This is a genomic window from Streptomyces niger (genome assembly GCF_000718305.1).
GTDB classification, from domain to species: Bacteria; Actinomycetota; Actinomycetes; order Streptomycetales; family Streptomycetaceae; genus Streptomyces; species Streptomyces niger.
Window position 1 is genome coordinate 1 of record NZ_JOFQ01000042.1, and the last position, 23,077, is coordinate 23,077.

Sequence of the window (23,077 nt, forward strand, 5' to 3'; positions counted from 1 at the left end):
CCGCCGTCCTGACGACGGGCCATCAGCAGGCCAAGGTCGTTGAGGTTCATGCCGCCAGATCTACAGGAGATCCCCGACGGTGTCCCCCCAGCTCTCGGTGGCCGCTCGTCAGCTGTGAAGCTGGGCGTATTTCTCTCTAACACGAAGTATGGGCGCGGGAAACTCACGGAGGACAAGCTTCGGCAGCTAGCCGACCTCGGGTTGGAGTGGGCGGCGGCGTAGCCAAGGTCGACAGTGCCACCGGCTGATGTCGCTTCGACCGGCGAATATTGCTACTTCTCACCTGACGATCGTCGATAGGTTTCGCTTCATGGTCTACAAGTTCGGTCCCAACGACCAGTGCCTCCGACGCTGCCGGGCGATGGTGCCGGTGATTCTGCGCGCGGCGGAGGAGGTCACCGCGCAGGGGCGGGTGTCACCGGGCGAGTGGGTCGCGGTGCACGGGTGCGGTGGCGTGGGGCTGTCGGCCGTGATGATCGCGGCGGCGGCCGGGGCCAGGGTCGTCGCGGTCGACCGCTCGCCGGGCGCACTGGACCTGGCGCGGAGGTTCGGCGCCGTGGCATGCGTGGACGCCGCGCACACCGCGGACACGGCCGAGACGGTGCGCGAGCTGACGGGCGGCGGCGCCCATGTCTCGCTGGACGCCCTCGGCGCGGCCACGACCTGCGCCGCTTCGGTCGGCAGACTGCGGCGGCGCGGCCGCCATGTGCAGGTCGGGCTGCTGCCCGCCCCGTGCCGGTGCCGATGGACCGGGTGATCGCGCTGGAGCTGGAGATCCTGGGCAGCCACGGCATGGCGGCCCACGCCTATCCCCCGATGCTGGAGGCGGTGCGGGCCGACGTGCTCCGTCCCGACGACGTCCACCCTTCCGCTGGCCGCCGCGCCCGCGGCACTGGCGGCGATGGGCGAGGCGTCCGGAGCCGGGGTGACGGTGATCCTGCCCGGTACGTGACACGCCCGTCTCCCCCGGCTCCCGCCGCACCCGGCCGCGGTCAGGGCTTCTCCACCCGTGCCGACGACGGATCGGTGACCGGCTTGCGGGACCCGGGAATCGACGCACGGTCGGCGGGAGCGCGCGGAGGGGCCAGCCGGGCCATGACCGGACACTCGACGAAGCGGTACAGCGCCCAGGCGACCAGCGCGCTGAGCACCACCATCAGGGCCGCGTAGGCGAGGGCCACCGGGACGCCGAAGGACGTGCCGGGGCCGGTGACGTACTGCCGCACGTACATGACCACCACGAAGTGGCTGATGTAGCAGGCGTACGTGCGCCGCCCCAGCGCGACCAGCCACGGCCGCTCCAGCCAGAACGGCTCGGCGCCCAGGCTGCGGACGGCCAGCGCGGCGGTCACCAGCCCGGCCGGCCCGGCGGACAACGGCCCGAAGACGAAGACCGGCGGGAGCGCGAGGCCCACCACGACGACGAGGAACAGCGCCGGCACGCCGTACCGCAGCCGGGGCGGCCGCCAGCCCTCGGCGACCAGCCGGGCCAGCAGCATGCCCAGGACGAATTCCGGGAGCCGCGAGACGGGGAAGACGTAGGCGGCCCAGAATTGCAGCTCCGACACCGGCACCTGCGGGTCGAAGGGCGGCCCGGCCAGCAGCAGCGACAGGCTCGGGACGCAGACCGTCGCGGCGGCGGTCGCCAGCGCCCACACCGGCAGCCGCGCGGGCCGGATCCGGCGCACCACCAGGATCAGCACCGGGAAGAGCAGGTAGAACAATGCCTCGCAGGCGAGGGACCAGGTCACCGGGTGGGCGGCCAGGATGAAGTCCCCGTCGGGCAGCCAGACATGGACCAGGAACAGGTTCGCCACCACCGCGAGCGGGTGCCACGGCCCGTGCGCCGAACTCAGCTCGGCCTGCACCCCGTAGAGGGCCACCAGGACAGCGGCCGCCGTGCACGTGACGACGTGGTTGGGCAGCACCTTGGCGGCGCGGCGGCGCCAGAAGCGGCGTGCCGTGTCGCCCGGCGAGGCGGTCCAGGTGAGGACGAAGCCGCTGAGGACGAAGAACAGCGTCACCGCATTGGTCGCCAGCGGAACCAGGCCGCCCAGGGCGAGCTGCAGCTGCGCGTCGCTGAATATCCTGGAGACGGCCAGCACGTGCGCCAGCACGACGGTGCCGCAGGCGAAGAAGCGGACGCCGGTCAAGGACGGCAGGGCAGGCGGGCGTTGTCCCGGGGAATGGGTCACGGTGGGACCTTCCGGTAGCGGAAAACGCGAACCTACGGCAGACCTTCACGGCGCGTGACCGCGCTCCGCCGATTCCTCCGTACGAGTGATTCACCTCGTACGGACGTCCGTTGCGCGCACGCACGCCCGAATCTCGTGGCCGGCCAGCCCCGTTCACCCCTGGGCGAGCAGCCGGTCCGCCTCCTCCGTGCGCCGGTAGCGGACGTGACTGCCGTCGCGCATGCGGATCAGCAGGCCGGCCCGGTGCAGCCGGGTGAGGTGGTAGGAGACCGTGGACGGACTCAGGTGATGCAGCGCGGCGAGTCCGGTGGTGGTGCACGGCCGCTCCAGGCTGCGCAGCAGCATCAGCCGGGTGTGGCCCAGTACGTCGCCCAGCCGCGCGTCCGGCTTCGGCTCCGGCACGTCCGGGCTCCGGTCCCGCGCCTCGCCGGCCCGTAGGGCGGGATAGATGAGGCAGACGCAGTACCGGTCACCGGGGTCGAGCGCCACGAAGCAGCGGCTCGCCAGAGTCGAGGGCACGAGTGTGATCTGCTGGTCGTGGACCGCTTCCAGCGCGGTGTCGTTGGCGAGGCACAGGGTGCCGTCCTGATAGCTCACCGACGGGTGCAGGGTGGCCAGTGCGTGTGCCAGGCCGTGCCGCGCGACGTCGCCGGCCCGGTGCAGGATGTCCGCCTCGGCCTGCTCCCGGATCGCGGACCGGTGCGGTGCCAGGCACACCCGGAAGAAGGCTTCGAAGTCGGCGAGGAGGGCCCGGACGAGGTCCTCGTCCCCCGACACCGCCGCGTCCCGGATGGCCTGCAGGACCCGGGCCCGCGGCGACCGGGCGTCCGGCTGCGGCATCCGCGCGTACCAGGCCCTGCGCCAGCGCGGACGCCATGGGGAATCGGCCAGGGCAGCGGCGCCTTGGACTAGAGACTCGACCTCTGAAGGGGCAAAACGTTCAGCAATCATGATGTCCTCGCCGATGTAGACGCTCGACGAGCGCGGGCAGGCGGCCCGCCGGGCGAAGGAGATGCCACCGGACGTGTCCCGGAGCGTGATGTCGGTCAAAGACCCAGGTCCTGGAGCGCTGCGACCATCCGAAGTGCGCGTTCCCGCTCGGGCGAGACACGGACACGGCGAATGCGCAGTGGTGTAGCGAGGAGGTCGACGCCTACGGCAAGGCCTGTGGCGTCGCGGCGAAGGCGGTACGTCTCAAGGGGCAGCATCCAGGCATCCCAGTCGTCAGCCCTGCTGCCGGATCGCCTTTGGTCGTCCTCGCTGGACTCGGTCACCGGACACGAACAGGCCTTGCGGACCACCGTGCTGCCCGAGGCGTCCACGAGCTCCTTGCCGCGGCGCTCCAAGTCGTACGCACAGCGCGGACCGTGGTTCTTGCCGGGGTTCTTGGCATAGTGCGATGAGGTGGAGTCCGGGTCATCGGCGTTGCCGTGCCGGCCGTGGACCTCGACGCCGCACTCCCAGCACGTCAGCGGCTCCAGGTAGGGCGGGTGCGGTTTGACGTCGATCGCGGATCGGTCGTACCTGTCCCCCCCGCGCGTCCCTCACGTACGGAATTCGTACGCCCCGCTTCTTCTTCGGCTGCCGCCCTCGCCGGGTCAGCCGGCTGCCGGTTCGTTGCCCCGCCCGAACCGCGGCACGTCGGCCGGGTCGAGGTCCGCGCGGGGGCGGAGCATCCGGAGCGGGTGCCGTCAGCGGCCGGCCCCGTCCAACGCGACGTCGGCGTCGATCTCGGCGACCAGCTCGGGGGCGACGAGGGTGACGTCGAGGACGTCGTTCGTATGCCAGCCCGCGCTGAAGGTGCGCCCCCTCCACGGGTGCTCGGGCCCGGCCGGGGCCAGCTGGGCGGCCAGGTCCCGGGCGAGGCGGCCGAGCAGCAGCGTGCCGGGGCGGCTCACGGAGCCGGTGACGGCTCCGACGATGGCCTCGGTGGACTCCCGTACGCGGTACTTCCGCCACCCACCCGCATGCTTGCCGGGCAGGTACGGCTGCCGGAGCCGCTTGAACACCGCGCCCTCGATGCCGACGACCGACCACGACAGCCACTCCCGTGCTCTCTCCTCGTCGGTGGTCATCGGGCACAGCGTCCACGGGGCCCCGAGCCCGTACTCGGCGAAGAGCGCCTCCAGGGCGGCGCGGCGCTCGACGTACGGGCGGCCGGTGAGGTCGACGTCCTGGTGGAGGAGGTCGAAGGCGACGAAGTGCGCCGGATACTGCTCGGCCAGACGCGCGACGGTCGCCGCGCGGCGGTTCAGCCGCCGCGTCAGATACTCGAAGGCCAGCCGGCCCTCGGCCCAGATGACCACCTCGCCGTCCAGGACGACGTCGTACGGCAACACGGCGGCCACGGCGACCAACTCCGGGAAGGCGCCGGTGAGGTCGGTGCCGTGCCGGGAGCGCAGCAGCGTCTGCTCCTGGTCGTACGCGAGCAGGACGCGGAAGCCGTCCCACTTCGGCTCCGCCGCCCACCCGGCCGGCAGAGCGAAGGTGTCGACGGGCTGGGCGAGCATCGACTCGGCGGGCATCCGCACCATGACCGAGACCTACCACCCGCCGGGGCCGGCCGTGCGGTGTGAACGGGTGACCCGGAAAGTGACAGGTCGTTGTACCGGTGGCGCCTCCTCGCCCGGCAGGCGCCGGGAGGGCTCTGCCTGCCCGGTTAACAGGGCCCTCCTTCTCTCTCGCCTGAAGAGTCAGTGCGGTCAGCACCGCCACGGCCACTGCCCAGCTCACCGCCGCGAAGGCGACCAGGGTCGTCCGCAGTCGGCTCTCCCACCGGGCAATCGGCGCTCCTCGGCCCTCTCGCAGTACCGCATCAGCGACCGAGCCCACGCAATGACTGCCACCCAACTGCGGGCAGAGGCCTGCCGACGGTGCAGACCCCCGCCCATCACCAGCGCTCCGCCGGGTTCCCGGCATCGCGCTGCCCACACCTTCCTGCGGGGCTCTCCCCGGTGCGAATCGGGGTACAGCGGACAGGAGCTTTCCGCACCGGGCTTCGTCATGATCTGCTGTCCCCGCGCATGAAGCGGTGGTTAGGAAGCAGCCACCTGCACCCAGGCACGGGTGGCTGCTGGCAGCGACCCGCGCCTCCCCTCTCCCCTCGCAGGGCCTTGAGGCCACGGGCCCGCACAGCACGCTGCGCACCGATGCCCGTCGTGGCTTCGCCCTGCCCTGATGGCCTTGCCACCTGCCCGGCAAGGCAGGACGCGAGGTGACCGTGGCCGACACTCACGCAGCGGTGGACGACTGCATGGAGAACCTCAAGCGCGGGACGCTGCCGATGGCACGGGCAGCCCGCGCGCTGGGCCTGGACGGCCTGGCCCTCGTCCTCACTCGAGCGGAAGGACTGCTGCCCGAGCCACTCCACCTCCACGGCCCGTTGACGCAACGCGTGGAGGACCTCCATCTGGTCCACGGCCAAGAACCGAGCATCGACGCCGCCCAGCATGGCCACACCCTGCTGGCCACCGACCTCACCGCCGTCCCGCCGGAGGTGCGGCTCGGCCTCGTGCCGGCCCTCACACGCCTGGGCATCGGCGCCCTCTTCGCCTTCCCTCGCCCCGCCGGCGAGGTCACCGTCGGAGCGCTCACCGGCCACCGCACCCACACGCAACCGCTGACCTTCCGCCAGCTGACCAACGCCCTCGCCTTCGCCGACGCCACCTCACACGCCACCTTGAGCCAGCCCCCTGGCTCACCGGCCTCTTCGCCCTCCCCTTCTCCCCCGCCCACCAAGCCGCCGGCATCCTCGCCCAGCGCCACGGCCTCACCCCGAACACGCCTGGCTGCGCCTGCGCAGCCACGCCCTCACCCACGACCGCACCCTCCTGGCCACCGCCCACGCCGCCTTGAGCGGCGACCTCCCCTGCTGGAGGAGACCGACTGACCACGGCGACGCCCGCGAATGTGGCCACACTCGCGGCTCAGAGCCTGGCCGCAGGTCCGCTGGCTGCCATGGAGTGGCCACAGAGTCCCCGAAAGCCGAGTAGCCGAGTCCGGGGTCTCGCACAGGCTCTGTCAGGGGGCGTTGAAGTCGAACCATGCCCGGAGCGTGCGTCTCGCGCGGCCGCACCCACGGTCGATGCGGCTACGGGCTCTACGGTCTTTCTACCTCGCCCTGGGCCGTCCGGGTCTTCAGGACGCGCTCGCAGCCGTCGGTGTCCTCAACCAGCCGGATCACCACGGTCGAGACGCTGCCGTAGCGCCCGCAGATTGTCGTGCTTCGGGAGTCCCTACGGCCTTTCCGCCCATCGTCATGCCCCCTTGGCGGTGAGCCGGCCGATGGCCCGGATGACCTGGCGCCGGGTGGCCAGGCGTCGGGCGAGGAAGGCCATCACCCTGTTCATGCGGCCTGCGATGACGCTGGGCGGCGGGTTCCTGCGGTCCAGGGCGGCCAGCGCGGTGCGGACGACGTCGACGGGCGAGGCGAGCCTGGTCCCTCCGGCGGCCTGTGGGGTGCCCACGACGTCGAAGAACTCGGTCCGGGTCGCGCCGGGAGACAGGGCCAGCACCCGCAGACCGGTGCCGCGTGACTCCTCCCACAGAGCCTCGGTGAGGCTGAGCACGAACGCCTTGGTCGCCCCGTAGAGCGCCATGCGCGGGTTGGGCTGGTAGGCGGCCATGCTCGCCACGTTGACCAGTACCCCGCGACCCGCCGTACGCAGTTGGTCGATGAAGGCACGGCTGATGTCGGCGACCGCGGTCACATCGACCGCGATCTCCCGGCGCAGCCGGTCCGGGTCCGCCTGGTGGAAAGGGCCGAAGGTGGCGAACCCGGCGTTGTTGATCAGGCTCGTGACGTGCAGGCCGAGCTGGGCCACCTGCGCGGCCAGCGCCTGCCCGGGGTGTTCCGTGGCCAAGTCCATCTCCACCACGTGCACCTGGATCCGATGCTGTTCGCGCAGTTCGGTGGCCAGCTCCTCCAGGCGGTCCCTGCGGCGGGCGACCAGCACCAGGTCGGAGCCGCGGGCGGCGAGCTGGCGGGCGAACTCGGCGCCGAGGCCCGCGCTGGCCCCGGTGATGAGGGTGGTGTGTCCGTGGTAGTCGACGGCCGGCATGGTCATCCTTCTTTCAGTCGCTGCATTTCTGGCAGTTAATGCCAAGTAGGCGGTCGCTGTCCAGAGGCATATCCTGACGTCCATGACGACCTTGTGGGAGCGTTCGAGGCAGGTCGCCGTCCAGGCGATCCTGGATACGGCGGTACGCCTGTTCGCCGAGCAGGGCTACGAGCAGACGACGATCGCGCAGATCGCGCGGGAGGCGGAGGTCTCGCAGCGCTCCCTCTTCCGCTACTTCGGCACCAAGGAGGACCTGGTCTGCGGCGACCAGGAGGCGCTGGGCGAGCTGCTGAAACGGACCGTCGAGCAGCAGCCGGCCGAGATGTCGGCCTGGGATGCCCTGCGCGCCGGATTCGAGGTCATTCTGACCGCCAACCACCCCCCTGAGCGTGCGCTGGAACTCTCCCGCCTCATCTTCGACACGCCCTCGCTGCATGCCCGCTACATCGAGAAGCGACTGCGCTGGCAGGCCGAACTCGTCCCCGTCATCCGGGCGCGGCTGGGCAACGGCTCCGGCCGCCCGGCTCCCGACACGCAGGCCAAGGCGATCGTCGCGACGGTCTTCGCCTGTATCGACACGGCAACCGAACTCTGGGCCACACATGACGGACGGATCGACCTGGCAGACCTCTACGACCAGTGCCTCGCTGCGGTGCGGGACCACAGCTGAGGCACGTATCCCCGGCACGCCTTCGCGCAGAACCCGACGTCATCGCGCGCTGTCGATTGCAGCGGCCTGAAGCAGGTGGCAAGGGTCAAGTGGTGGACCATGCGCTGGAAGGCATCGCTGAACGCGTTCCAGGTCGCTTCGGGGATCGCCTGACCCCGAGCAACAACTGACCTCTCAACAGCAAGACAACCCGTCAGATTGACACAGCCTCAGGAACCTTGCAGAAGTCAGCGGGCGGTGAGTCCGCCGTCGACGGCGAGGATGGTGCCGGTGGTCCACCGGGCCGAGGCCAGGTAGGCGGCCGCGGTGGCGACGTCATCGGCAGTCCCCAGACGTCCCAGGGGGTAGGAGTGCTCGATCTGCTCGTCGTGTGCGGTGCGTTCCTCTGCGGTCATGGGGGCGAGATAGGAGCGTTCGTACTTGGGAGTGCGGACGGCGCCGGGAGCGATGGCATTGACACGGACTCCTTGGGGGCCGAGTTCACTGGCCAGCGCCCGGGTCATGGAGTTGAGCGCTCCGCGGGTGGCGGAGTAGGCGGCCGAATGACGGCCGGCGACCATTTTGCGGGCCCAGTAGCTGCTGATGTTGATGATGCTCCCCCGAGCGTTCACGAGGGCGGGCAGGAGTTGCTGGCTCAGCAGCAGCGGCACCTGGACGTTGAGGTGCCACATGGTGTTCATCTCGTCGACCGTGGTGTCGGCAAGGGAGGCGAAGTGTGCGGTGCCGACGTTGTTGACGAGGGTGTCGACCCGGTCGGTCAGGTTTCCGACGTGCGCGGCGATCCGGGCGGGAGCATCGGGCGCGGAGAGATCCGCGGGGACGGTGTGCACGACGGTGCCGTGCCGGCCGAGTTCCTTGGCGGCGGTCTCGAGCTTGTCGCCGTTGCGGGCGACGAGAACCAGGTCCGCTCCGTCGTGGGCGAGGGCACCGGCGATGGCCAGGCCCAGGCCCTCGCTGCCGCCCGTGACGACGGCGAAACGGCTGGTGGTGCGGTGCTCGGGCATGTCAGTTTGCCTTTGTGTGGTCGGTGGAAGCGCTCAGCGTCACGAATCGGCGTAGCTCTTCGAGTTGGTCGCTGCGGGCGTTCCCGATGCCGTCGAGGGCGTCGCTGCCGAGAGGACGGCGCAGCGGGGGGCTCGGCATATCGGCGAGGACGACGAGGGCCTGGGCCATACGGGCGGGGTCGCCGACCTGCCTTGCCGCGGCGTCGGCGGAGCGCGCCAGCGCTTCGTGCACGGGGAGGTAGTCGGGGACGGCGGCGCTGCCGGGCAGTCGGCTCGCCCAGTTGGCACGGAAGTCGGTGCGGGCTGCTCCGGGCTCCACGATCGTCGTCCGGATGCCCGGCGAGGTGAGCTCGGCGGCCAGTGAGACGCTCAGACTTTCGAGGACGTGCTTGCTGGCCGTGTAGGCGCTCATCCCCGGGGCACCGATCTGGCCCGCCAGCGAGCTGATCTGCAGTACACGGCCCGCTTTTGCCGCGCGCAGGTGGTGCAGAGCGACGCGCAGGACGTTGGCGGCGGCGAAGAAGTTCACTTCGAACTGGGCGCGCAGCTCCGTGTCGTCCAGTTCCTCGAAGGGGCCCGCCAGCGCGTAGCCAGCGTTGTTGACGACGACGTCGAGGCGGCCGAACCCGGTGATCGCGTCATCCAGTACCGGACGCAGCGTACCGGCGTCGGTGATGTCCACGCTCACGGTGCGCAGACGCCCGGGAAAGGCGGCGGTCAGCGGTTGCAGCGGCTCGTCGTCGCGCGTGACCGCGATCACTCGCTCACCTGCACTCAGAACCTCACTGACCAGGGCCTGACCCAACCCGCCGGACGCGCCGGTGATCAGCCACACGCGGGACCCCATGCTTCGCACCTCTCGTACGAGCCAAACAAACGGACCAGACTTGTCCGTTTCCACGAGAGTAGAGGAGGCGGACAGAAGCTGTCCACTTATGGATAAGATGGGGTGATGAACACGGAGCGGTCTGCGACGACCCAGGGGGCGGCGATGCCCGTGCGCGCCGACGCCCAGCGCAATGCCGCGCGGGTTCTCGCGGCCGCGCGTCGTGCCGTCGCCTCCACCGGGCTGGACGTGAGCTACCACGAGATCGCTCGGGAGGCCGGCGTCGGTGTGGGCACCGTCTACCGGCGCTACCCCGAACGCGACCAGCTCATGGCGGCGGTGCTGAGCGACATCCTCACCGAACTGATCGACACCGCACACCAGGCTCTGGACTGCGATGACGCCTGGGAGGGCTTCTCGTTGCTGTTCACCAGCCTGGCCCTGCGCACCGCTCAGAACGTGGGGCTGTCCGGCTCCCTGGACCAGCACGGCGGGCCCGCTGTCGCCCAGCAGCGCCACGAGCTCCTCGACCTCACCCGGAGGGTCATCGAACGCGCTCAGAACCAGGGCCGTCTCCGCCGGGATCTGGCCTGGCAGGACGTGCTGCGGCTGACCGGCGCCCCAGCGGTACAGGGATGCGTGCTGGGACTGGAGCCTGACCCTGCACACGGTCACCACTTGGTGCTGACCGTTCTTCTCGACGGCCTACAAACAGATGGCGCGAAGGTCGCCTAGGCGCTGAAAGAGCCACAGTCGGCGTCTTCCTGAACTCAGGGCCGGGTTCGCCGACGCTGTAGTCGCGCGGAGTTCGGCCAGCGCCCCCTCGTGGAAGTGTGGGCAGATCTTCATTCGTTGGCAGCTGCGTTTCGCAGCGTGGCGCGATCCGTGCAGGGCACGCGCGCGCCGAGCAGGCGGCCGTCTTTGGCGGCGGCTTCCAGCAGCCGGTTCTGCGTGGGGAAGTCGCGGGAGGCGGGGTCGATCTGGGTGGGCCCGTAGTACAGCGTGCACTCGCCGGCTTCCAGGGCTGTGCGACGCCAGCGGGTCGGGGTGAAGACGGGGCCGGTGAAGAATACTTCGGCGTTGTCGTCGACGATGGTCAGCAGGCTGCCGCTGACCTCGATGCCGGGCACCTGGGTGAGCACCGCGAGCCAGCGTTCCAGCGGCGGCGGTGCGGTCGCCGTGTCGCTGATGGGCTTGAAGCCCTGGCGCAGGAGGTAGGGCGCGAGGATGTCGGTGAGTTCGCTTCGGGGGTCGGCGAGGAACTGCGGGGCTTCGAGCTGTGCGACCAGGACGGCACAGCCGTGCCCGCCGGGCAGCGGCGGCAGGCTCGCCATTTGCATGTCGTCGGTCGTGTTGTTCGACGGTTCGCGCAGCTCAGTGACGGTGGAGGGCATGCAGTCGGGGGTGGGCGAACCAGACCTGCACGTGCAGGGTGCCGGCTCCGGTCACCACGACGTTCGCTTGGCCGGTGATGCTCTTCGTGCACGCCGCGCAGTCCGCGCGCTGTCCTTCCTTGCGGGCCTGCGCCATCCCGTCCGGGCCCAGTACGCACTGGGCTTCGGGGCTCATCCGAACCGTGACCGCCGCAGCCGGCCCTTTCCTCTTTGGTCCTTGCAGCCTTCCGCACCCTCGCGTGCCGCGGCATCACCCACCCGGGCTATGCCGGCACGCCCGCGCCGCCGTCGTCCTCGTCGTCCTCCTCGTCGTACGGCCGGTCGTCGTCCACCGCGCCGTCGTCCAGGAGGCGGGCCAGTTCTTCGTCCATGTCGATCTCGCCGGTGGCCAGCGCGTGCTCGATCCAGTCGCAGGCGGCACGTAGCCGGGCCAGGTCCTGCACGATCACCACCTGCGCCTCCTCGGCCAGCTGCTCATCCTGCAGCTCCGGGACCAGGCCGTGCGTCGCGATCAGGAGCTGGTGAGCCGCCTTCTTCCCGTCCAGGAACAGCAGCGTCTTGTCGATCGACCGGAGCGCCGGGGTGATGGTGCTCTCCCGGCCGGGGACGTCGGTGCTGTCGTCCTCCGGCCATTCGTCGGCGCCGAGCCAGGCCCGGTGGAAGGTGTGGCGGGTTTCGTCGTCGTGGGCGGCGTGGAAGGCAACCTCGGGGCGGCGCAGGAGGTCGGTCACGGCGCGCGAGGCGACCTGCTCGTCGGCGGCCAGGTCGTGGATCGCCTCGATCTTCTCCTGCGCGGTCTGCGGGGCGTCGACCTGCCAGCCCACCAGGCGTTTGGCCGTATCGCACGTCCACCGTGCTTCCCCGCCGCGGGGATTCTCGGGCGGATCGAGGATGCGCTCGAAACGGTCGGCGAGCTTCTCCAGGATGCGGTGGACCTCGAACGCGACCCCTTCGGCGCGGCGTTCGACCGGCCACCGGGAGGCGGTCTGCCGGTAGAGGCGGATCTGGTTGTAGGTGACGCCGATCGCTTCGGCGAACATTTCCAGCGACTCCCGCACACCCAGGACCTCTTCGTCGCCGTCGTCGGGGTGGGCGCCGCTGTGGGGCCGCATCGGCTCTATCCGCAGCGCGTCATCCCCGAGCTTGAACTGGATCCGGGTCTCCCCCAGCACCAGGTCCCGGTCCCGGCGACGATCTCCTCGAACCGGCTGCGCGTGACGCTCCCGACCTTGGCGCTGATCAGCATGACAGCCCCTCCTGCGGCGCGAGGTTGCCGGCACCCTCGCCGACGGCATGCCGGGACCTGTTACGAGCGTCAGTCCGCGGGGCGATCCACAGCAATGCTTGGCCAGGGCTGGCACGCGCGGTGGCGGCCTCCTAGTGGTGCCGCGGCAGGACACCGTCCAGGAGAGGGCGGACGCCGTCCGAAGTGGGCCACCAGACGGTTGACACCGCGGTACTCAGCGACTGCAACGGAATTCGGCAGCGGAGGAGTGGCGGGTCGCGGTGGAGGGGCTCGCGGACGCCGTGGCGTCCTGGCGTGACACGGCCACTTGGCCGACCATGGTGCTCACCCAGGGGCCGGAATGCGCCCTTCGGAACGGGCGGGCCGACCGACGCAACTGGCCGGCCCTGTTCTGCGTCACCGTCGCGGAATCGCGGCACGGTGGCTGGGAACGGTGCGGTGCCGTGGTTCGGTGTGCCGGGTCTGGCGAATTTTTTCGACCGCATGCAACGACTTCCGGAAAAGGGATGACCGGCCTCCGGCGCGGTTTCCGAGAGCGTGGCATGGGCATGCGGTAAAGCCCGGCACAGGACGAGTGAAGTCTCCATTCCCGCTCAGTTCTTCTGTCGGAAAGGCGACGTGTTTGTCCCAGTGCGGGCATGACATCTTGCTGGGATGACTCGTTCGGAAACTGTGCGGAACTTCTGCGTCCGCCATGACGATGCTCTGGAACCGGACCCCTTTCTGACGCGGATGCGGACCGAGGCCCCCATTGCCCGGGTCCACATGCCGTACGGCGAAGGGAACTGCTGGCTTGTCACCCGGTACTCCGATGTCCAGCTCGTGACCTCCGACCGGCGCTTCAGCCGGGCGGCGCTCGTCGGGAGGGATTTCCCGCGCATCACGCCGGCCCCGATCGCGCAGGACGAAGCCATCAACTTGATGGACCCGCCGACGCTGAACCGTGTCCGCGGACTCGTCGTGAAGGCGTTCAGCAACAAGGCGGTCGAGAAGCTCCGCCCGTGGGTACGGCGGAGCGTCGACGAACTCCTGGACGGCATGGTGGAACACGGGCCGCCCGCCGACCTCGCCGACCACCTCGCCGACAAGCTGCCGCTGCGCACGATCACCGAGATGCTGGCGGTGCCGCCCGCGGACCGGCCGCGGCTGCGGCGCTGGGCGATGACCATGATGTCCATGAACGCGGCCGACCGGGACGACGCGGTCGCAGCCAAGGCCGGGCTGCGGTCGTACTTCGCGGAGCTGAGCGCCGAGCGCCGCCGCGATCCCGGGCACGACCTGATCAGCGCGCTGGCCACGGCGGAGATCGACGGGGAACGGCTGACGGACGACGAGCTGACCGTCATGTCGATGCTGTTGGTGATCACCGGCCACGACACCACCACGTACAACATCAGCAACATCGTCTACACGCTGCTGACCCACCCCGACGAGCTGCGCCGGCTGCGTGCCGAGCCGGAGATCCTGCCGCGGGCCATCGAGGAACTGCTCCGGTTCATTCCGTTCCGGCAAGGCGTCGGAATTCCTCGAGTAGCGCTGGAGGACGTCGAAATCGACGGCGTCACCATACGGGCCGGCGACACGGTTCACGTTTCCTATCTGACCGCGAACCGCGACGACTCGACATATTCCGATCCGAACAAAATCGACTTCGACAGGGAGCGTCCCGCACCACATATGACCTTCGGCTACGGAGCCCATCACTGTCTGGGCGCGCATCTCGCACGCATGACCCTGCAAACGGCGATCGGCACACTGCTGAGCCGTTTCCCGGAACTCCGCCTCGCGGTACCGGCGGAGGAAGTGCAGTGGAACACCGTATCGATCTGGCGCTATCCGTTGGCGCTGCCGGTCTCCTGGTGAGTACCGGATAACAGGGGGAATGCAACTCATGGCAATTCTGTGCCGTCCGGCCATCGCCGTACCCGAACACGTCATCACGCGCGAAGAGACCCTGGAGCTCGCCCGCACGCTGCACGCCGAGCACCCGCAGCTCCCACTCGCGCTCCGGCTGATAGGCAACACCGGAGTCGCGACCCGGCATCTCGTCCAGCCGATCGAGGAGACCCTCCGGCACCCGGGCTTCGAAGTACGCAACGCGCGCTACGAACAGGAGGCCAAGGCCAGGGTCCCCGGCGTCATCCGGGAGGCGCTGGACCACGCGCAGGTGACGGTCGACGAGATCGACCTGATCGTCTACGTCTCGTGCACCGGCTTCATGATGCCGTCGATGACCGCATGGCTGATCAACACCATGGACTTCCGGTCCGACACCCGGCAGCTGCCCATCTCACAGCTGGGCTGCGCGGCCGGCGGTGCGGCGATCAACCGGGCGCACGACTTCTGCACCGCCTACCCGGACGCCAACGTGCTCATCGTGGCATGCGAGTTCTGCTCGCTGCTCTACCAGCCGACCGACCTGGAGGTCGGCAACCTGCTGTCCAACGGCCTGTTCGGCGACGCGCTGGCGGCCGCCGTGGTCCGCGGCAGGGGCGGCAACGGCGTACGGCTGGCGTCCAACGGCTCCCATCTCGTGCCGGACACCGAGGCGTGGATCTCCTACGGCGTACGCGACACGGGGTTCCACTTCCGGCTGGACAAGCGGGTGCCGGGCACGATGCCGGTGCTCGCCCCGGCGATGGAGGCGCTGGCCAAGGAGCACGAGTGGGACGCCGCAGACCTGGACTTCTACATCGTCCACGCCGGCGGTCCGCGCATCCTGGACGACCTCTGCTCTTCCCTGGGACTGCCGCCGGAGGCGACGCGGTACAGCCGGGCCACGCTGACCGAGCGCGGCAACATCGCCAGTGCCGTGGTCTTCGACGCGCTGGAGCGGCTGTTCGCCGAGGGCGGCGCCGACGATGAGGCGCGGGGGATCATCGCCGGGTTCGGCCCCGGAATCACCGCGGAGATCGCGCTGGGCAACTGGGTGGCGGCCGAGCCGGACAAGGACGAGCGGAAGCCGTCCGCCCCCGTGTCATCACCCGTGTCATCAAAGGCACGGAACCGGGCGCGGCAGAGCGCCGGCTCGATCTCGCATGCTGCCGAGCGTCCGGTCTCGTCCCAGCCAGGTGATGGCCAGGACGGGTAGGTGCCGGGTGAGTCGGTTGATCCAGGGTGGTTGACCACGAGTTCGTGCTCTGGCCCACTTCTTGTGTGCGCGGGGCGAGCATTTCCGCACGGCTTTGGTGAAGTCGTCCGACCTGCGCCGCACCGGTCCGGCCCTGCCGTTGACGAGCGACCACGAGGGGCCGGGCTTGCCAAGAAGTGTGCCGGAGCCACTACTTCTCAATAGAGCCAGGCCGCCCGAGTGCGGGCTCCGGCGGGATCCCTGCCCGTCCTCTTTCGGCAAGAGGACGGGCAGCGCCCCTGGCCGTGTTTCACAGGTGAGGGGAAGCGGCAAGGTGACGGGTTCCCAGTCGATTCCCGCGTGCAGTTGCCGCACCGGGCCGTGCAGGGTGATGCAGGCTGCCGTCCAGATGATGGCTGCATCCCCTGCCGGCCCCGGAACGTTCGGTCGCCGCAGCTCGCTGCGAAGGCGCTGGAGCAGATCCGGTGGTGTGTCGGGCGGGCGCTTGAGCACGATGCCGCCGAGCAAGCCTGAGGCGAGCGTGAAGCGGCGCCCCAAGTAGCAGGGGGTGGCGATGTGGTGAGGGTTGTTGGAGACCAGCACCACCTGCGGGAACCGGACGGGGCCCCGCGGGGTGTCTACACCGGATCGCGGATGTCCAGGCCCAGGTCCCGGGCGAAGTGGTTGCGCGTGCCCGCCGGAACCACCACCAACGGCCGAACCGCGTCGGCGGCCACCGCGGCCACAGCCGATACCGTGCCGTCGCCACCCACGACTCCCAGCACCGCCGCCCCTCCTGGACAGCGCGCCGCGCCAGTGACGCTGCGCCGTGTTCGGCGTCGATCAACCGGACTTCCGCTCCCATCCGCTCGGCCCGGCCGACCAAGTCGAAACGGACAGGCTTGCCACCACCCGAGCGTGGATTTGCCACGACCACTGCCCGGGTACCTGCCTGGGCACCAACCATCGCCACTCCTGCCTCCGCTGCACCGTCGGCCGCTTGCGCGCCGTGCGACCAGTCCGGCGGCCGACTGCCCGCACACTGCCGGCCCGGTTCGTACGCGGTCTGCTGCCCCGCCCCGAACCGGCAACCGGAGCGCGGCCGACGCTCCACGTCACCGGTGGTCGTGCACGGTGTCGAGCGTCTCGTATCTTGTCCGAGCAGCGGCTCGCGCGATGCCGGGGCAGTCGGGAGCGCGCCGGAACGAAGCGCCAGGACTGTGCGGTCAGTGTTGCGGGTGCGGGTGGAACAGCGGCCGCCGCCGGGGCTCAGCGCCCCGCGCGAGGCGGCCGACGTCGACCCGCATCCTGACGGCGTGAAACGCTTCGACCACCCCCAGCACGATGGCCATGACGCCTACCGTCAGGGTGAGCGCGGCGATCGAGGTGAACGGCGCGACGATCAGCACGATGCCCGCCAGCATGCCGATGATGCCGAAGAAGAGCATCCAGCCCCGCGCCGGCATGTCTGGGGCGGATGCCGCCGTGGTCGTCATCATGATGCCGCGCACCAGCCAGCTGAAGCCGATCCACAGGGCGAGCAGCAGGATCGACTGCAGGGTGCCCCGGAAGCAGACCAGTCCGAGCAGGACGGAGAGCGCACCGGTGAGGAAATGCAGCGCCCGAAGATGTCCGGGGACGTGCGTGCCGAAGGCGGCGGCGACCTGGAAGACACCCGTGACCAACAGATACATACCGAAGAGCACACCGACGACCCGCAGCGTCTCCCCCGGCCAGGCAAGAATCACAACCCCCAGCGCGATGGTGGCCAGACCCGCAGTCAGAGCAAATGCCAGCCCCTGTTCGCCAGGGCACCCAGACTTCCAGCGACGGAGGCGTCCTGCGGCTCGGTGCGGGGCAGGGAGCCGGCGCCTGAGGAATCGGAAGGAGATGTCATACCGTCCCCTCCTCCTAAGGAAAGCGCGGTGGAATCAGGTCATCTCTATCGTCGTCCCGCCCGGCCCCGTTTCACCTGACGAAGACGACGTCCGCGTCGCCGACCACACCGACCACGCGGACAAAACGCCCCTGACCAGGCCAGACCAATAGCCCGTACCAGAGGGCGAGAGCCTGCTGCCTCCTACCGCCCCCGGGCAACGACGTAGGCCACCGGGCATCGAGGGCGGACCGAAGGTTCAGCCGCAATGCGGACCGACCATCGCCGTAGGGCACGTGCAGCCGGAAACGCATCGGGCGACGCGCTCACTACACCCCCCACCTGGGCAGCACACCTCGGCACCCCACCGCGGCGGACCTGCCTGTGAAGGCCCTGCTGGGGCTCTTCACCAGCCACGACGCCGGCCAGTGAACGGCGGGCGTCCCCGTGTCGCAGCGTGGTGTCACCGCAGGCAGGTTTCTCAGGGCGTGGCCCCGTCCTGCAGCGGCTCGCATGCCCGCACTGTCCGTGGCTCGCGAGTGCCTGCCGGCGTGCAGTGCACCAGGTGCTGGGGGGCCGGGCCTACTGACGGGCCGCCTCCGCGCGCAGGATGGGGCCATGGACGCATCTGCCGGTATGTCCCTGTTCCTGCGGCGCAAGCTCGCCCGCCGCTTCGAGACGTTCGACACCGATGGCGACGGCTACGTCGACCGGACGGACTTCCAGGCCGCCTGCGACCGCCTCGCGGCCGCCTTCCACCTGAGCCCCGACGCCCCGGAGCTGAGGCGTCTGCGTGAGCTCAGCGACAAGGTGTGGCGGCATCTGGCCCAGGCCGCGGACACCAATGCCGACGGCCGCATCGACCTGGCCGAATACCAGGCGGCTTTCGCCGCCGGCCTGCTGGTCACCCCCGCTTCCTTCGACGCCGGGTACGCCCCCTTCCTCAACGCGCTGATGGACATCGCCGACACCGACGCCGACGGCAAGCTCACCCGGGACCAACAGGTGCGCTGGACCGGCGCCCTGATGGGGCTGCCCGAGCCGGACGCCCGGGAGGTCTTCGGCCGCCTGGACCGCGACGTGGACGGGCTGATCAGCCGCGACGAGATGCTGGAAGCGATCCGGGAGTACTACTTCAACGAGGAGCCGACCTCGACGGGTGCCTGGCTGCTCGGCCCACTCGACCCGCAGTGAACCGATCATCGCGGTTCGCCTCGCCGAGGCGGGAGAGTACCTGTGGGGTCGAGGACGTGGGCGATGCCGGTGTCCAGGTCGATAGCGCAGCCGGCCTCGAAGGCGCGCTGGTAGGCGTCCTCCCCGAGGGCTTCGCGGGTCTGGCGTTCGCAGACTTGGTGGGCGGCCACCATTGGGGGGATGCCCGCCTGTGGCCGGCCGAGCGTCTCCCACAGCTGCGTGGCCAGGCCGAGCAGCCATGCGGCGTGCCGGGACCGGCCTGTGGCGGTGGCGGAGCGGGCCAGCGATTCCAGGGCCAGGCCGATGCCCATGCCTTCGCGCAGCCGGTGTTTGACCAGCAGGGCGGCCCGGGCGTGCTCGTGGGCCACTTGGAACCGGCCCAGGGCCAGCTCGGCCTGGGAGCGGAAGAAGTCGCCCCAGGCGCGCATGCTGCGCTCGCCGTTTTGGTCGCAAGCGGCGCTCAGCTCGTCCAGCCAGGCCAGGGCTTCCTCGAAGCGGCCCGAGGCGACGAGCGTGTGGGCGACGAAGATCAGGGTCGTCAGGGGAACCAGGGTGAGTGGTTTCTCGCGCCAGTCCGTGGCGAGCTGGGCCTCGGCCCGGGACACCGCCTGCGCCAGGTCGCCGCGCAATGTCAACACCCGCAGGTCGGTGGCGGCCGCATAACTCCGCTCCGTGTCGCCGAAGTGCGCGGCCAAGGCGGTGCACTCGGCGGCCCGTTCCTCAAGGGCGGGCAGATCGCCCAGGTAGACCAGCACTTGGCCGCTGGCGTACAGGGCCTTCACCCGTGCCGGGGAGGGGGTGGTGTCGGCGGCCAGGGCCTGGTCCAGGTAGTGCCGACCCTCCTTGACGAACCCGCAGCCGTGCCAGAAGAACCACAGCGATCCGGTCAGCTCCAGCGCGGTGTGACCCTCGGGTTCGGTCAGGCTGTACTCCAGTGCGGCGCGGAAGTTGTCGTGCTCGGCGGTCATCCGGTCGTACCAGGCGAACTGGTCGGGCCCGATCCATGCGGCGTCGCCCCGGCGGGCCAGGGCCAGGTAGTGGTCACGGTGGCGGCGGCGCAGCGCGTCCTCCTCGCCGAGGTCGCGCAGCCAGTGGGCCCCGTATTCGCGGAGGGTGTCCAGCATCCGGTAGCGCTCGCCGCCCCCGGTGGGCTGCCAGCTCAGGATCGACTTCTCCGTCAGGGTGCCCAGGACGGCGGGGATCTCCTGGGCGGGGAGGTGGTCGTCGGCGCAGACCTGCCGGGCCGTCTCGGCGTCGAAGCTGCCGGCGAAGACCGACAGCCGCGCCCACAGGAGGCGTTCGGCGGGCGTGCACAGCTGGTGGCTCCAGCCGATGGCGGTGCGCAGGGCCTGATGCCAGGGAGGCTCGGCGTCGGTGGCCACACCGTCGGTGTCGCCCAGGACGGCGAAGCGGTCGTCCAGCCGGGCGGTCAGCTCCCGTACCGGCAGGTCGCGCAGGCGGGCCGCGGCCAGCTCGATCGCCAGCGGCAGCCCGTCCAGCCGCCGGCACAGCCGTACCAGCTCCGCGCGGTCGGCGTCGGTGACCGTAAAACTCGGCACCGCCTCCTGGGCGCGCATCGTCAGCAGGACCACCGCATCCGCCGCGCCCGCCCGCGCGTCGCCGTCCTCGGACACCGGCAGCGGCTCGATCGTGAGGATGCGTTCGCCCACCACGTCCAGGGCGCGGCGGCTGGTGGCCAGGATGCGCAGGCCGGGCGCGGCCCTCAGCAGCGCCTCGGCGGCCATGGCGCAGGCATCGGTCAGGTGCTCGCAGGTGTCCAGCACCAGCAGCAGCTCGCGCTCGGCCAGGTACTCCGCCAGTACGTCGATCATCGGGCGGGTGGTCTGATCGGCCAGCGGCAGCGCCTCGGCGATGGTGTGCGGCAGCAGGACGCCCTGGCGCAGCGGCGAGAGCTCCACCAGCCATACCCCGTCGCGGAAGCGGGGCTGGAGGGCTGCGGCAGCATCCAGCGCCACCCGGGTCTTCCCCACCCCGCCGACCCCGGTCAACGTCACCAGCCGCGCCGGCGCCGCACCCGAGGCACCCTCGAACAGCTGCCGGATCTTCGTCACTTCCGTCCGGCGGTCGACCATCTCCGTCCGCGGTGCGGTCAGGTTGCCCACCCGCCGCTCCTCCGCCGCCACGATGAATTGCCCTCCTGGCCCGTCCCACGCCCACTACGTGTGCTGGAGTCAGCCTCCACCGGCACGCCACGCTCCGTAACCGTTGACAGAAAACGTCCGGAAGGACCACGTCACGGATCCCAACGGATCGGATGGCGTCTCTTCAGCAGCACTTGATGGCCCGACGGGATGCGCGTCAGGGGAAGCGGGGCGTTTCGCCCGTGTGAGGGATGCCAGCCGCCTCTCCGGCGCGGCATTCTGGTGCCGCGCGGCCGCGTGGGAGGTCAGGCGCTGCTGAATTCTCCATTTGTCAACGGCCGTCCCCACGGTCACTGCCCGGCAACGTCCTGCGCGGTCGCGTCGACAGGCAACTGCTGGTTCCTCTCGTAACTCACTCAGGAGAGGGGTTAGCCAGGCGCTGGGTGGGGCGGTCAGCCAAGCCAGACGATGTCGATGACGTACAGGCGGCCGGCGGGCCGGTTGATCCCGTAGGTGACGGTCAGCTGGCCGATCGCGGCACCGCGCACGTCTTCACCTTCGAGGTCGCTGCGGTCCCAGGCAGGCCATCCCCAGGGGTCGCGGGAGGCGAGCTCCAGGACGTCACGGAGCATCACGCGAGCATGGTCGGGCAGGCTGTCGCGTTCGGCCTGGGCCTTCGGGGAGAGCCGGGCCGGCCAGGCGTTGTTCACCGGCGGGGCTCGGTGTCCTCTTCGAAGGGGATGCCGTCGGAGTCGTCCATGCCGGAGGCGAGGAACGCGTCGACGGCCGGGGCGGCTTTGAGGCGGGCCTGCCAGGCGCGGACGACGTCGTGCAGCGGCGTGAGGCTGTAGCTGTGGCGGGAGTCCTCCAGCGCGCCGGCCCAGTCCCGCTCGAACGCCGGCACCCAGCGCTCCGCGCGGCGGTCGGCGCGGATCCGCTCGAGCAGCTCGGCGGCGGCCGCCGGAGCGGGCGCCGGGGCCGACGGCGGGATGGGCGCGTGCTGGGGCTGTGCGCTCATGGTGTCCTCCGGTTGGTCTCCACTGGTCACGGTACGCGGCCGCGGTGGGGCCGGGGGAGGGTTCGGGCCGCCTGTACTACCAGGGCTCGGGGCCGGGCTTGTCGGGGCGCATCAGGGCCTGGGCGGCGGCGAGGTTGTCGACGATGGCGACCAGCTTCCAGCGTTGTCCGTCCCAGCGGACCACCGCGCGGGGCGCATCGGGATCGAGGTGCGCGGCGCGGGGTGGGCCGGGGGTGAGGGTGAGGGTGAGGGCGCGCATGCGGCCGGGCTGGTAGGTGCGCTGCAGCAGGCGTCGGCCGAAGCGTGCGTCACCCCACTCACTCATCCTCGCCGCCCTCGTCCTGGTCGTCGCCGGGGTCTTCGATGGGCATTCCGCCGATGGCTTCGCGCTCTTCCTCGGTGAGTGCGCCGTTGCTCTCGGCGTCTTCCCGCCCCGTACCGGCAGTGTCCCGCGCACCACACGCGCTGCCAACCCTGCCGTTTCGGATGCCTTTGGGCGCCGTAGACAGCGGTCATCTACGGCGCCCTGTGACTGAGCGCCGTACTTGGCCCGTCTGGCCAAGTACGGCGCTGCATCGAGGAGGCGAGTCAGGCGGCGACCATGCCGAGCTCGTAGGCGAGGAGCGCCGCTTGAGTCCGATGGTCAAGACCGAGCCGCGCCAGGACTCGGGAGACGTACGTCCTCACACTGGTCACGGACAGGTGCAGTTCCTCGGCGATCTGCTGATTGGTGCGTCCAGCGCCGATGAGGGCCAGTACCTCGCGCTCGCTTTGGGACAGAGAGTTGACCTTCGCCTGCCCCCCGGGAGGAACGGCCCGCCCCTTGCCGGCCAGCTCGCTCAAGACCGCAGGCGCGAGAACAGTGCCGCCGGCCGCCACGACACGCACGGCTGCGACAAGGTCGCCGACAGCGGAGTCCGCCGGGAGGAATCCCATGGCTCCGCCGTCCAGGGCTTCAAGGAGGCTCCCGTCCGAGTCAGGCCTGGTCAGAAGCAGAACCTGCGGAGGACTCGCCAGCTTGAGCAGCTGGAGAGTGGCTTTCACGCGAAGGTCTAGGAGCACGACGTCAGGCTGGTGCTTTGTCGCGGCGTCGACGGCTTCCGAGCCGTCGGCGCCTTCGCCGACGACCTCGACTCCCTCGGCGGCTCCCAGCGCGGCTCTCAGGCCGGAACGGGTGGAACTCTCGCCGTCAACGATCAAGATTCGGATCACGCGCTTTCCCTTCGTCGGGCACCGAAATCAGTGTGAGTCGGCTCGGTGATCACTGCCCTACGTGCGCGCCGGCACGTCGAAACCGTGCTAACTCAGATAATCGAAGGCCAACTAGGTCGTTTCTGATGGCTCTTGTCAGCAGGGTGGACCAGGCCGTGGTGAGGGCATGCGTCCGGCATGGTGCGACGACATGAACTGAGCGACGCGCAG

General features: G+C 70.2%; 21 protein-coding genes and 2 pseudogenes. 7 read left to right on the forward strand and 16 right to left on the reverse strand.

Translation table 11 applies throughout. The features are described 5' to 3' along the window. Positions 1 to 394 precede the first annotated feature (394 nt). Positions 395 to 952, forward strand: a pseudogene (locus IF20_RS36235) (zinc-binding dehydrogenase); the annotation flags it as partial. Positions 953 to 992: 40 nt separating this feature from the next. On the opposite strand, the gene IF20_RS36240 reads toward IF20_RS36235, so the two are convergent. The 3 genes from IF20_RS36240 to IF20_RS36255 all read right to left on the reverse strand — a co-directional run bounded on the left by IF20_RS36240 (position 993) and on the right by IF20_RS36255 (position 4,729). Beyond that, positions 993 to 2,195: an acyltransferase family protein gene (locus IF20_RS36240; protein ID WP_110944884.1), complete on the reverse strand. Its 1,203-nt coding sequence runs from the start codon at positions 2,193 to 2,195 to the stop codon at positions 993 to 995. A 153-nt stretch (positions 2,196 to 2,348) separates the two neighbouring features. Further along, complete coding sequence (locus IF20_RS36245) at positions 2,349 to 3,245, reverse strand: ArsR/SmtB family transcription factor (protein WP_110944885.1); 897 nt, start codon at positions 3,243 to 3,245, stop codon at positions 2,349 to 2,351. Between the two features lie 641 nt (positions 3,246 to 3,886). After that, on the reverse strand, positions 3,887 to 4,729 hold the full coding sequence (locus IF20_RS36255; protein WP_199896917.1) for an ATP-dependent DNA ligase: 843 nt from the start codon (positions 4,727 to 4,729) through the stop codon (positions 3,887 to 3,889). A gap of 686 nt (positions 4,730 to 5,415) precedes the next feature. Between IF20_RS36255 and IF20_RS39645 the strand changes: the two genes are divergently transcribed. Next, positions 5,416 to 6,084: a hypothetical protein gene (locus tag IF20_RS39645; protein ID WP_199896918.1), complete on the forward strand. Its 669-nt coding sequence runs from the start codon at positions 5,416 to 5,418 to the stop codon at positions 6,082 to 6,084. A gap of 367 nt (positions 6,085 to 6,451) precedes the next feature. Here the strand turns inward: IF20_RS39645 and IF20_RS36265 are convergent, their stop codons facing one another. Further along, complete coding sequence (locus IF20_RS36265; protein WP_052869721.1) at positions 6,452 to 7,255, reverse strand: SDR family NAD(P)-dependent oxidoreductase; 804 nt, start codon at positions 7,253 to 7,255, stop codon at positions 6,452 to 6,454. Positions 7,256 to 7,337: 82 nt separating this feature from the next. Here IF20_RS36265 and IF20_RS36270 point away from each other — a divergent pair, with 82 nt between their 5' ends. Further along, complete coding sequence (locus tag IF20_RS36270) at positions 7,338 to 7,925, forward strand: TetR/AcrR family transcriptional regulator (protein ID WP_052869708.1); 588 nt, start codon at positions 7,338 to 7,340, stop codon at positions 7,923 to 7,925. Positions 7,926 to 8,152: 227 nt separating this feature from the next. Here IF20_RS36270 and IF20_RS36275 read toward each other — a convergent pair whose 3' ends face one another. Next, positions 8,153 to 8,929: an SDR family NAD(P)-dependent oxidoreductase gene (locus IF20_RS36275; RefSeq protein WP_052869709.1), complete on the reverse strand. Its 777-nt coding sequence runs from the start codon at positions 8,927 to 8,929 to the stop codon at positions 8,153 to 8,155. A 1-nt stretch (position 8,930) separates the two neighbouring features. After that, a complete protein-coding gene (locus IF20_RS36280) occupies positions 8,931 to 9,764 on the reverse strand; it encodes an SDR family oxidoreductase (RefSeq protein ID WP_234426994.1) in 834 nt (277 codons plus the stop codon). Positions 9,765 to 9,881: 117 nt separating this feature from the next. On the opposite strand from IF20_RS36280, the gene IF20_RS36285 reads away from it, so the two are divergent. Next, positions 9,882 to 10,490: a TetR/AcrR family transcriptional regulator gene (locus IF20_RS36285; RefSeq protein ID WP_052869722.1), complete on the forward strand. Its 609-nt coding sequence runs from the start codon at positions 9,882 to 9,884 to the stop codon at positions 10,488 to 10,490. A 110-nt stretch (positions 10,491 to 10,600) separates the two neighbouring features. On the opposite strand, the gene IF20_RS36290 is transcribed toward IF20_RS36285, so the two are convergent. From IF20_RS36290 to IF20_RS36300, 3 genes are all read right to left on the reverse strand, one after another. After that, positions 10,601 to 11,149 (reverse strand): hypothetical protein, encoded by a 549-nt coding sequence (locus IF20_RS36290; RefSeq protein WP_052869711.1) that lies wholly within the window; start codon positions 11,147 to 11,149, stop codon positions 10,601 to 10,603. Next, on the reverse strand, positions 11,130 to 11,324 hold the full coding sequence (locus IF20_RS36295; protein ID WP_052869712.1) for a hypothetical protein: 195 nt from the start codon (positions 11,322 to 11,324) through the stop codon (positions 11,130 to 11,132). Before IF20_RS36295 ends, IF20_RS36290 begins: the two co-directional genes overlap by 20 nt. A gap of 88 nt (positions 11,325 to 11,412) precedes the next feature. Continuing rightward, on the reverse strand, positions 11,413 to 12,321 hold the full coding sequence (locus tag IF20_RS36300; RefSeq protein WP_052869713.1) for a DUF6192 family protein: 909 nt from the start codon (positions 12,319 to 12,321) through the stop codon (positions 11,413 to 11,415). 728 nt (positions 12,322 to 13,049) lie between these two features. On the opposite strand from IF20_RS36300, the gene IF20_RS36305 reads away from it, so the two are divergent. Together IF20_RS36305 and IF20_RS36310 are read left to right on the forward strand one after the other, a co-directional pair. Further along, positions 13,050 to 14,258, forward strand: coding sequence for a cytochrome P450 (locus tag IF20_RS36305; protein ID WP_052869714.1), 1,209 nt, complete (start codon positions 13,050 to 13,052; stop codon positions 14,256 to 14,258). A 28-nt stretch (positions 14,259 to 14,286) separates the two neighbouring features. Next, the gene (locus tag IF20_RS36310; protein ID WP_110944886.1) at positions 14,287 to 15,486 is read left to right on the forward strand and encodes a type III polyketide synthase; all 1,200 of its coding nucleotides are present in this window, start codon (positions 14,287 to 14,289) and stop codon (positions 15,484 to 15,486) included. A gap of 617 nt (positions 15,487 to 16,103) precedes the next feature. Here IF20_RS36310 and IF20_RS40355 read toward each other — a convergent pair. Further along, positions 16,104 to 16,250 (reverse strand): acylglycerol kinase family protein, encoded by a 147-nt coding sequence (locus tag IF20_RS40355; RefSeq protein WP_234426995.1) that lies wholly within the window; start codon positions 16,248 to 16,250, stop codon positions 16,104 to 16,106. A gap of 441 nt (positions 16,251 to 16,691) precedes the next feature. After that, a pseudogene (locus IF20_RS36320) lies at positions 16,692 to 17,362 on the reverse strand (HdeD family acid-resistance protein). Between the two features lie 597 nt (positions 17,363 to 17,959). Between IF20_RS36320 and IF20_RS36330 the strand changes: the two are divergent. Next, on the forward strand, positions 17,960 to 18,535 hold the full coding sequence (locus IF20_RS36330) for an EF-hand domain-containing protein (RefSeq protein WP_234426997.1): 576 nt from the start codon (positions 17,960 to 17,962) through the stop codon (positions 18,533 to 18,535). Positions 18,536 to 18,540: 5 nt separating this feature from the next. On the opposite strand, the gene IF20_RS36335 is transcribed toward IF20_RS36330, so the two are convergent. The 5 genes from IF20_RS36335 to IF20_RS36355 all read right to left on the reverse strand — a co-directional run bounded on the left by IF20_RS36335 (position 18,541) and on the right by IF20_RS36355 (position 22,867). Continuing rightward, positions 18,541 to 20,679 carry an ATP-binding protein gene (locus tag IF20_RS36335; RefSeq protein ID WP_052869717.1) on the reverse strand — a complete coding sequence of 713 codons (2,139 nt, stop codon included), beginning with the start codon at positions 20,677 to 20,679 and terminating at the stop codon, positions 18,541 to 18,543. A 410-nt stretch (positions 20,680 to 21,089) separates the two neighbouring features. Then, positions 21,090 to 21,347 (reverse strand): hypothetical protein, encoded by a 258-nt coding sequence (locus IF20_RS36340; RefSeq protein WP_052869718.1) that lies wholly within the window; start codon positions 21,345 to 21,347, stop codon positions 21,090 to 21,092. Further along, positions 21,344 to 21,655, reverse strand: a complete 312-nt coding sequence (locus IF20_RS36345; RefSeq protein WP_052869719.1) for a DUF6247 family protein — start codon at positions 21,653 to 21,655, stop codon at positions 21,344 to 21,346. The genes IF20_RS36340 and IF20_RS36345 overlap by 4 nt, the downstream gene beginning before the upstream one ends. 76 nt (positions 21,656 to 21,731) lie before the next feature. After that, positions 21,732 to 21,980, reverse strand: coding sequence for a DUF6087 family protein (locus IF20_RS36350; protein ID WP_110944887.1), 249 nt, complete (start codon positions 21,978 to 21,980; stop codon positions 21,732 to 21,734). Between the two features lie 263 nt (positions 21,981 to 22,243). Then, entirely contained in the window at positions 22,244 to 22,867 is a 624-nt protein-coding gene (locus IF20_RS36355) for a response regulator transcription factor (protein ID WP_052869720.1), read from the reverse strand. Between the last annotated feature and the right edge of the window lie 210 nt (positions 22,868 to 23,077).

Bases quoted from the DNA above. Each gene is read 5' to 3' on its own strand.
- IF20_RS36265 (WP_052869721.1), bottom strand. From the start codon at position 7,255: ATGCCGGCCGTCGACTACCACGGACACACCACCCTCATCACCGGGGCC.
- IF20_RS36310 (WP_110944886.1), top strand. From the start codon at position 14,287: ATGGCAATTCTGTGCCGTCCGGCCATCGCCGTACCCGAACACGTCATC.
- IF20_RS36295 (WP_052869712.1), bottom strand. From the start codon at position 11,324: ATGAGCCCCGAAGCCCAGTGCGTACTGGGCCCGGACGGGATGGCGCAG.
- IF20_RS36275 (WP_052869709.1), bottom strand. From the start codon at position 8,929: ATGCCCGAGCACCGCACCACCAGCCGTTTCGCCGTCGTCACGGGCGGC.
- IF20_RS36330 (WP_234426997.1), top strand. From the start codon at position 17,960: ATGGACGCATCTGCCGGTATGTCCCTGTTCCTGCGGCGCAAGCTCGCC.
- IF20_RS36255 (WP_199896917.1), bottom strand. From the start codon at position 4,729: ATGGTGCGGATGCCCGCCGAGTCGATGCTCGCCCAGCCCGTCGACACC.
- IF20_RS36345 (WP_052869719.1), bottom strand. From the start codon at position 21,655: ATGAGCGCACAGCCCCAGCACGCGCCCATCCCGCCGTCGGCCCCGGCG.
- IF20_RS36350 (WP_110944887.1), bottom strand. From the start codon at position 21,980: ATGAGTGAGTGGGGTGACGCACGCTTCGGCCGACGCCTGCTGCAGCGC.
- IF20_RS36290 (WP_052869711.1), bottom strand. From the start codon at position 11,149: ATGCCCTCCACCGTCACTGAGCTGCGCGAACCGTCGAACAACACGACC.
- IF20_RS36270 (WP_052869708.1), top strand. From the start codon at position 7,338: ATGACGACCTTGTGGGAGCGTTCGAGGCAGGTCGCCGTCCAGGCGATC.
- IF20_RS36305 (WP_052869714.1), top strand. From the start codon at position 13,050: ATGACTCGTTCGGAAACTGTGCGGAACTTCTGCGTCCGCCATGACGAT.
- IF20_RS36285 (WP_052869722.1), top strand. From the start codon at position 9,882: ATGAACACGGAGCGGTCTGCGACGACCCAGGGGGCGGCGATGCCCGTG.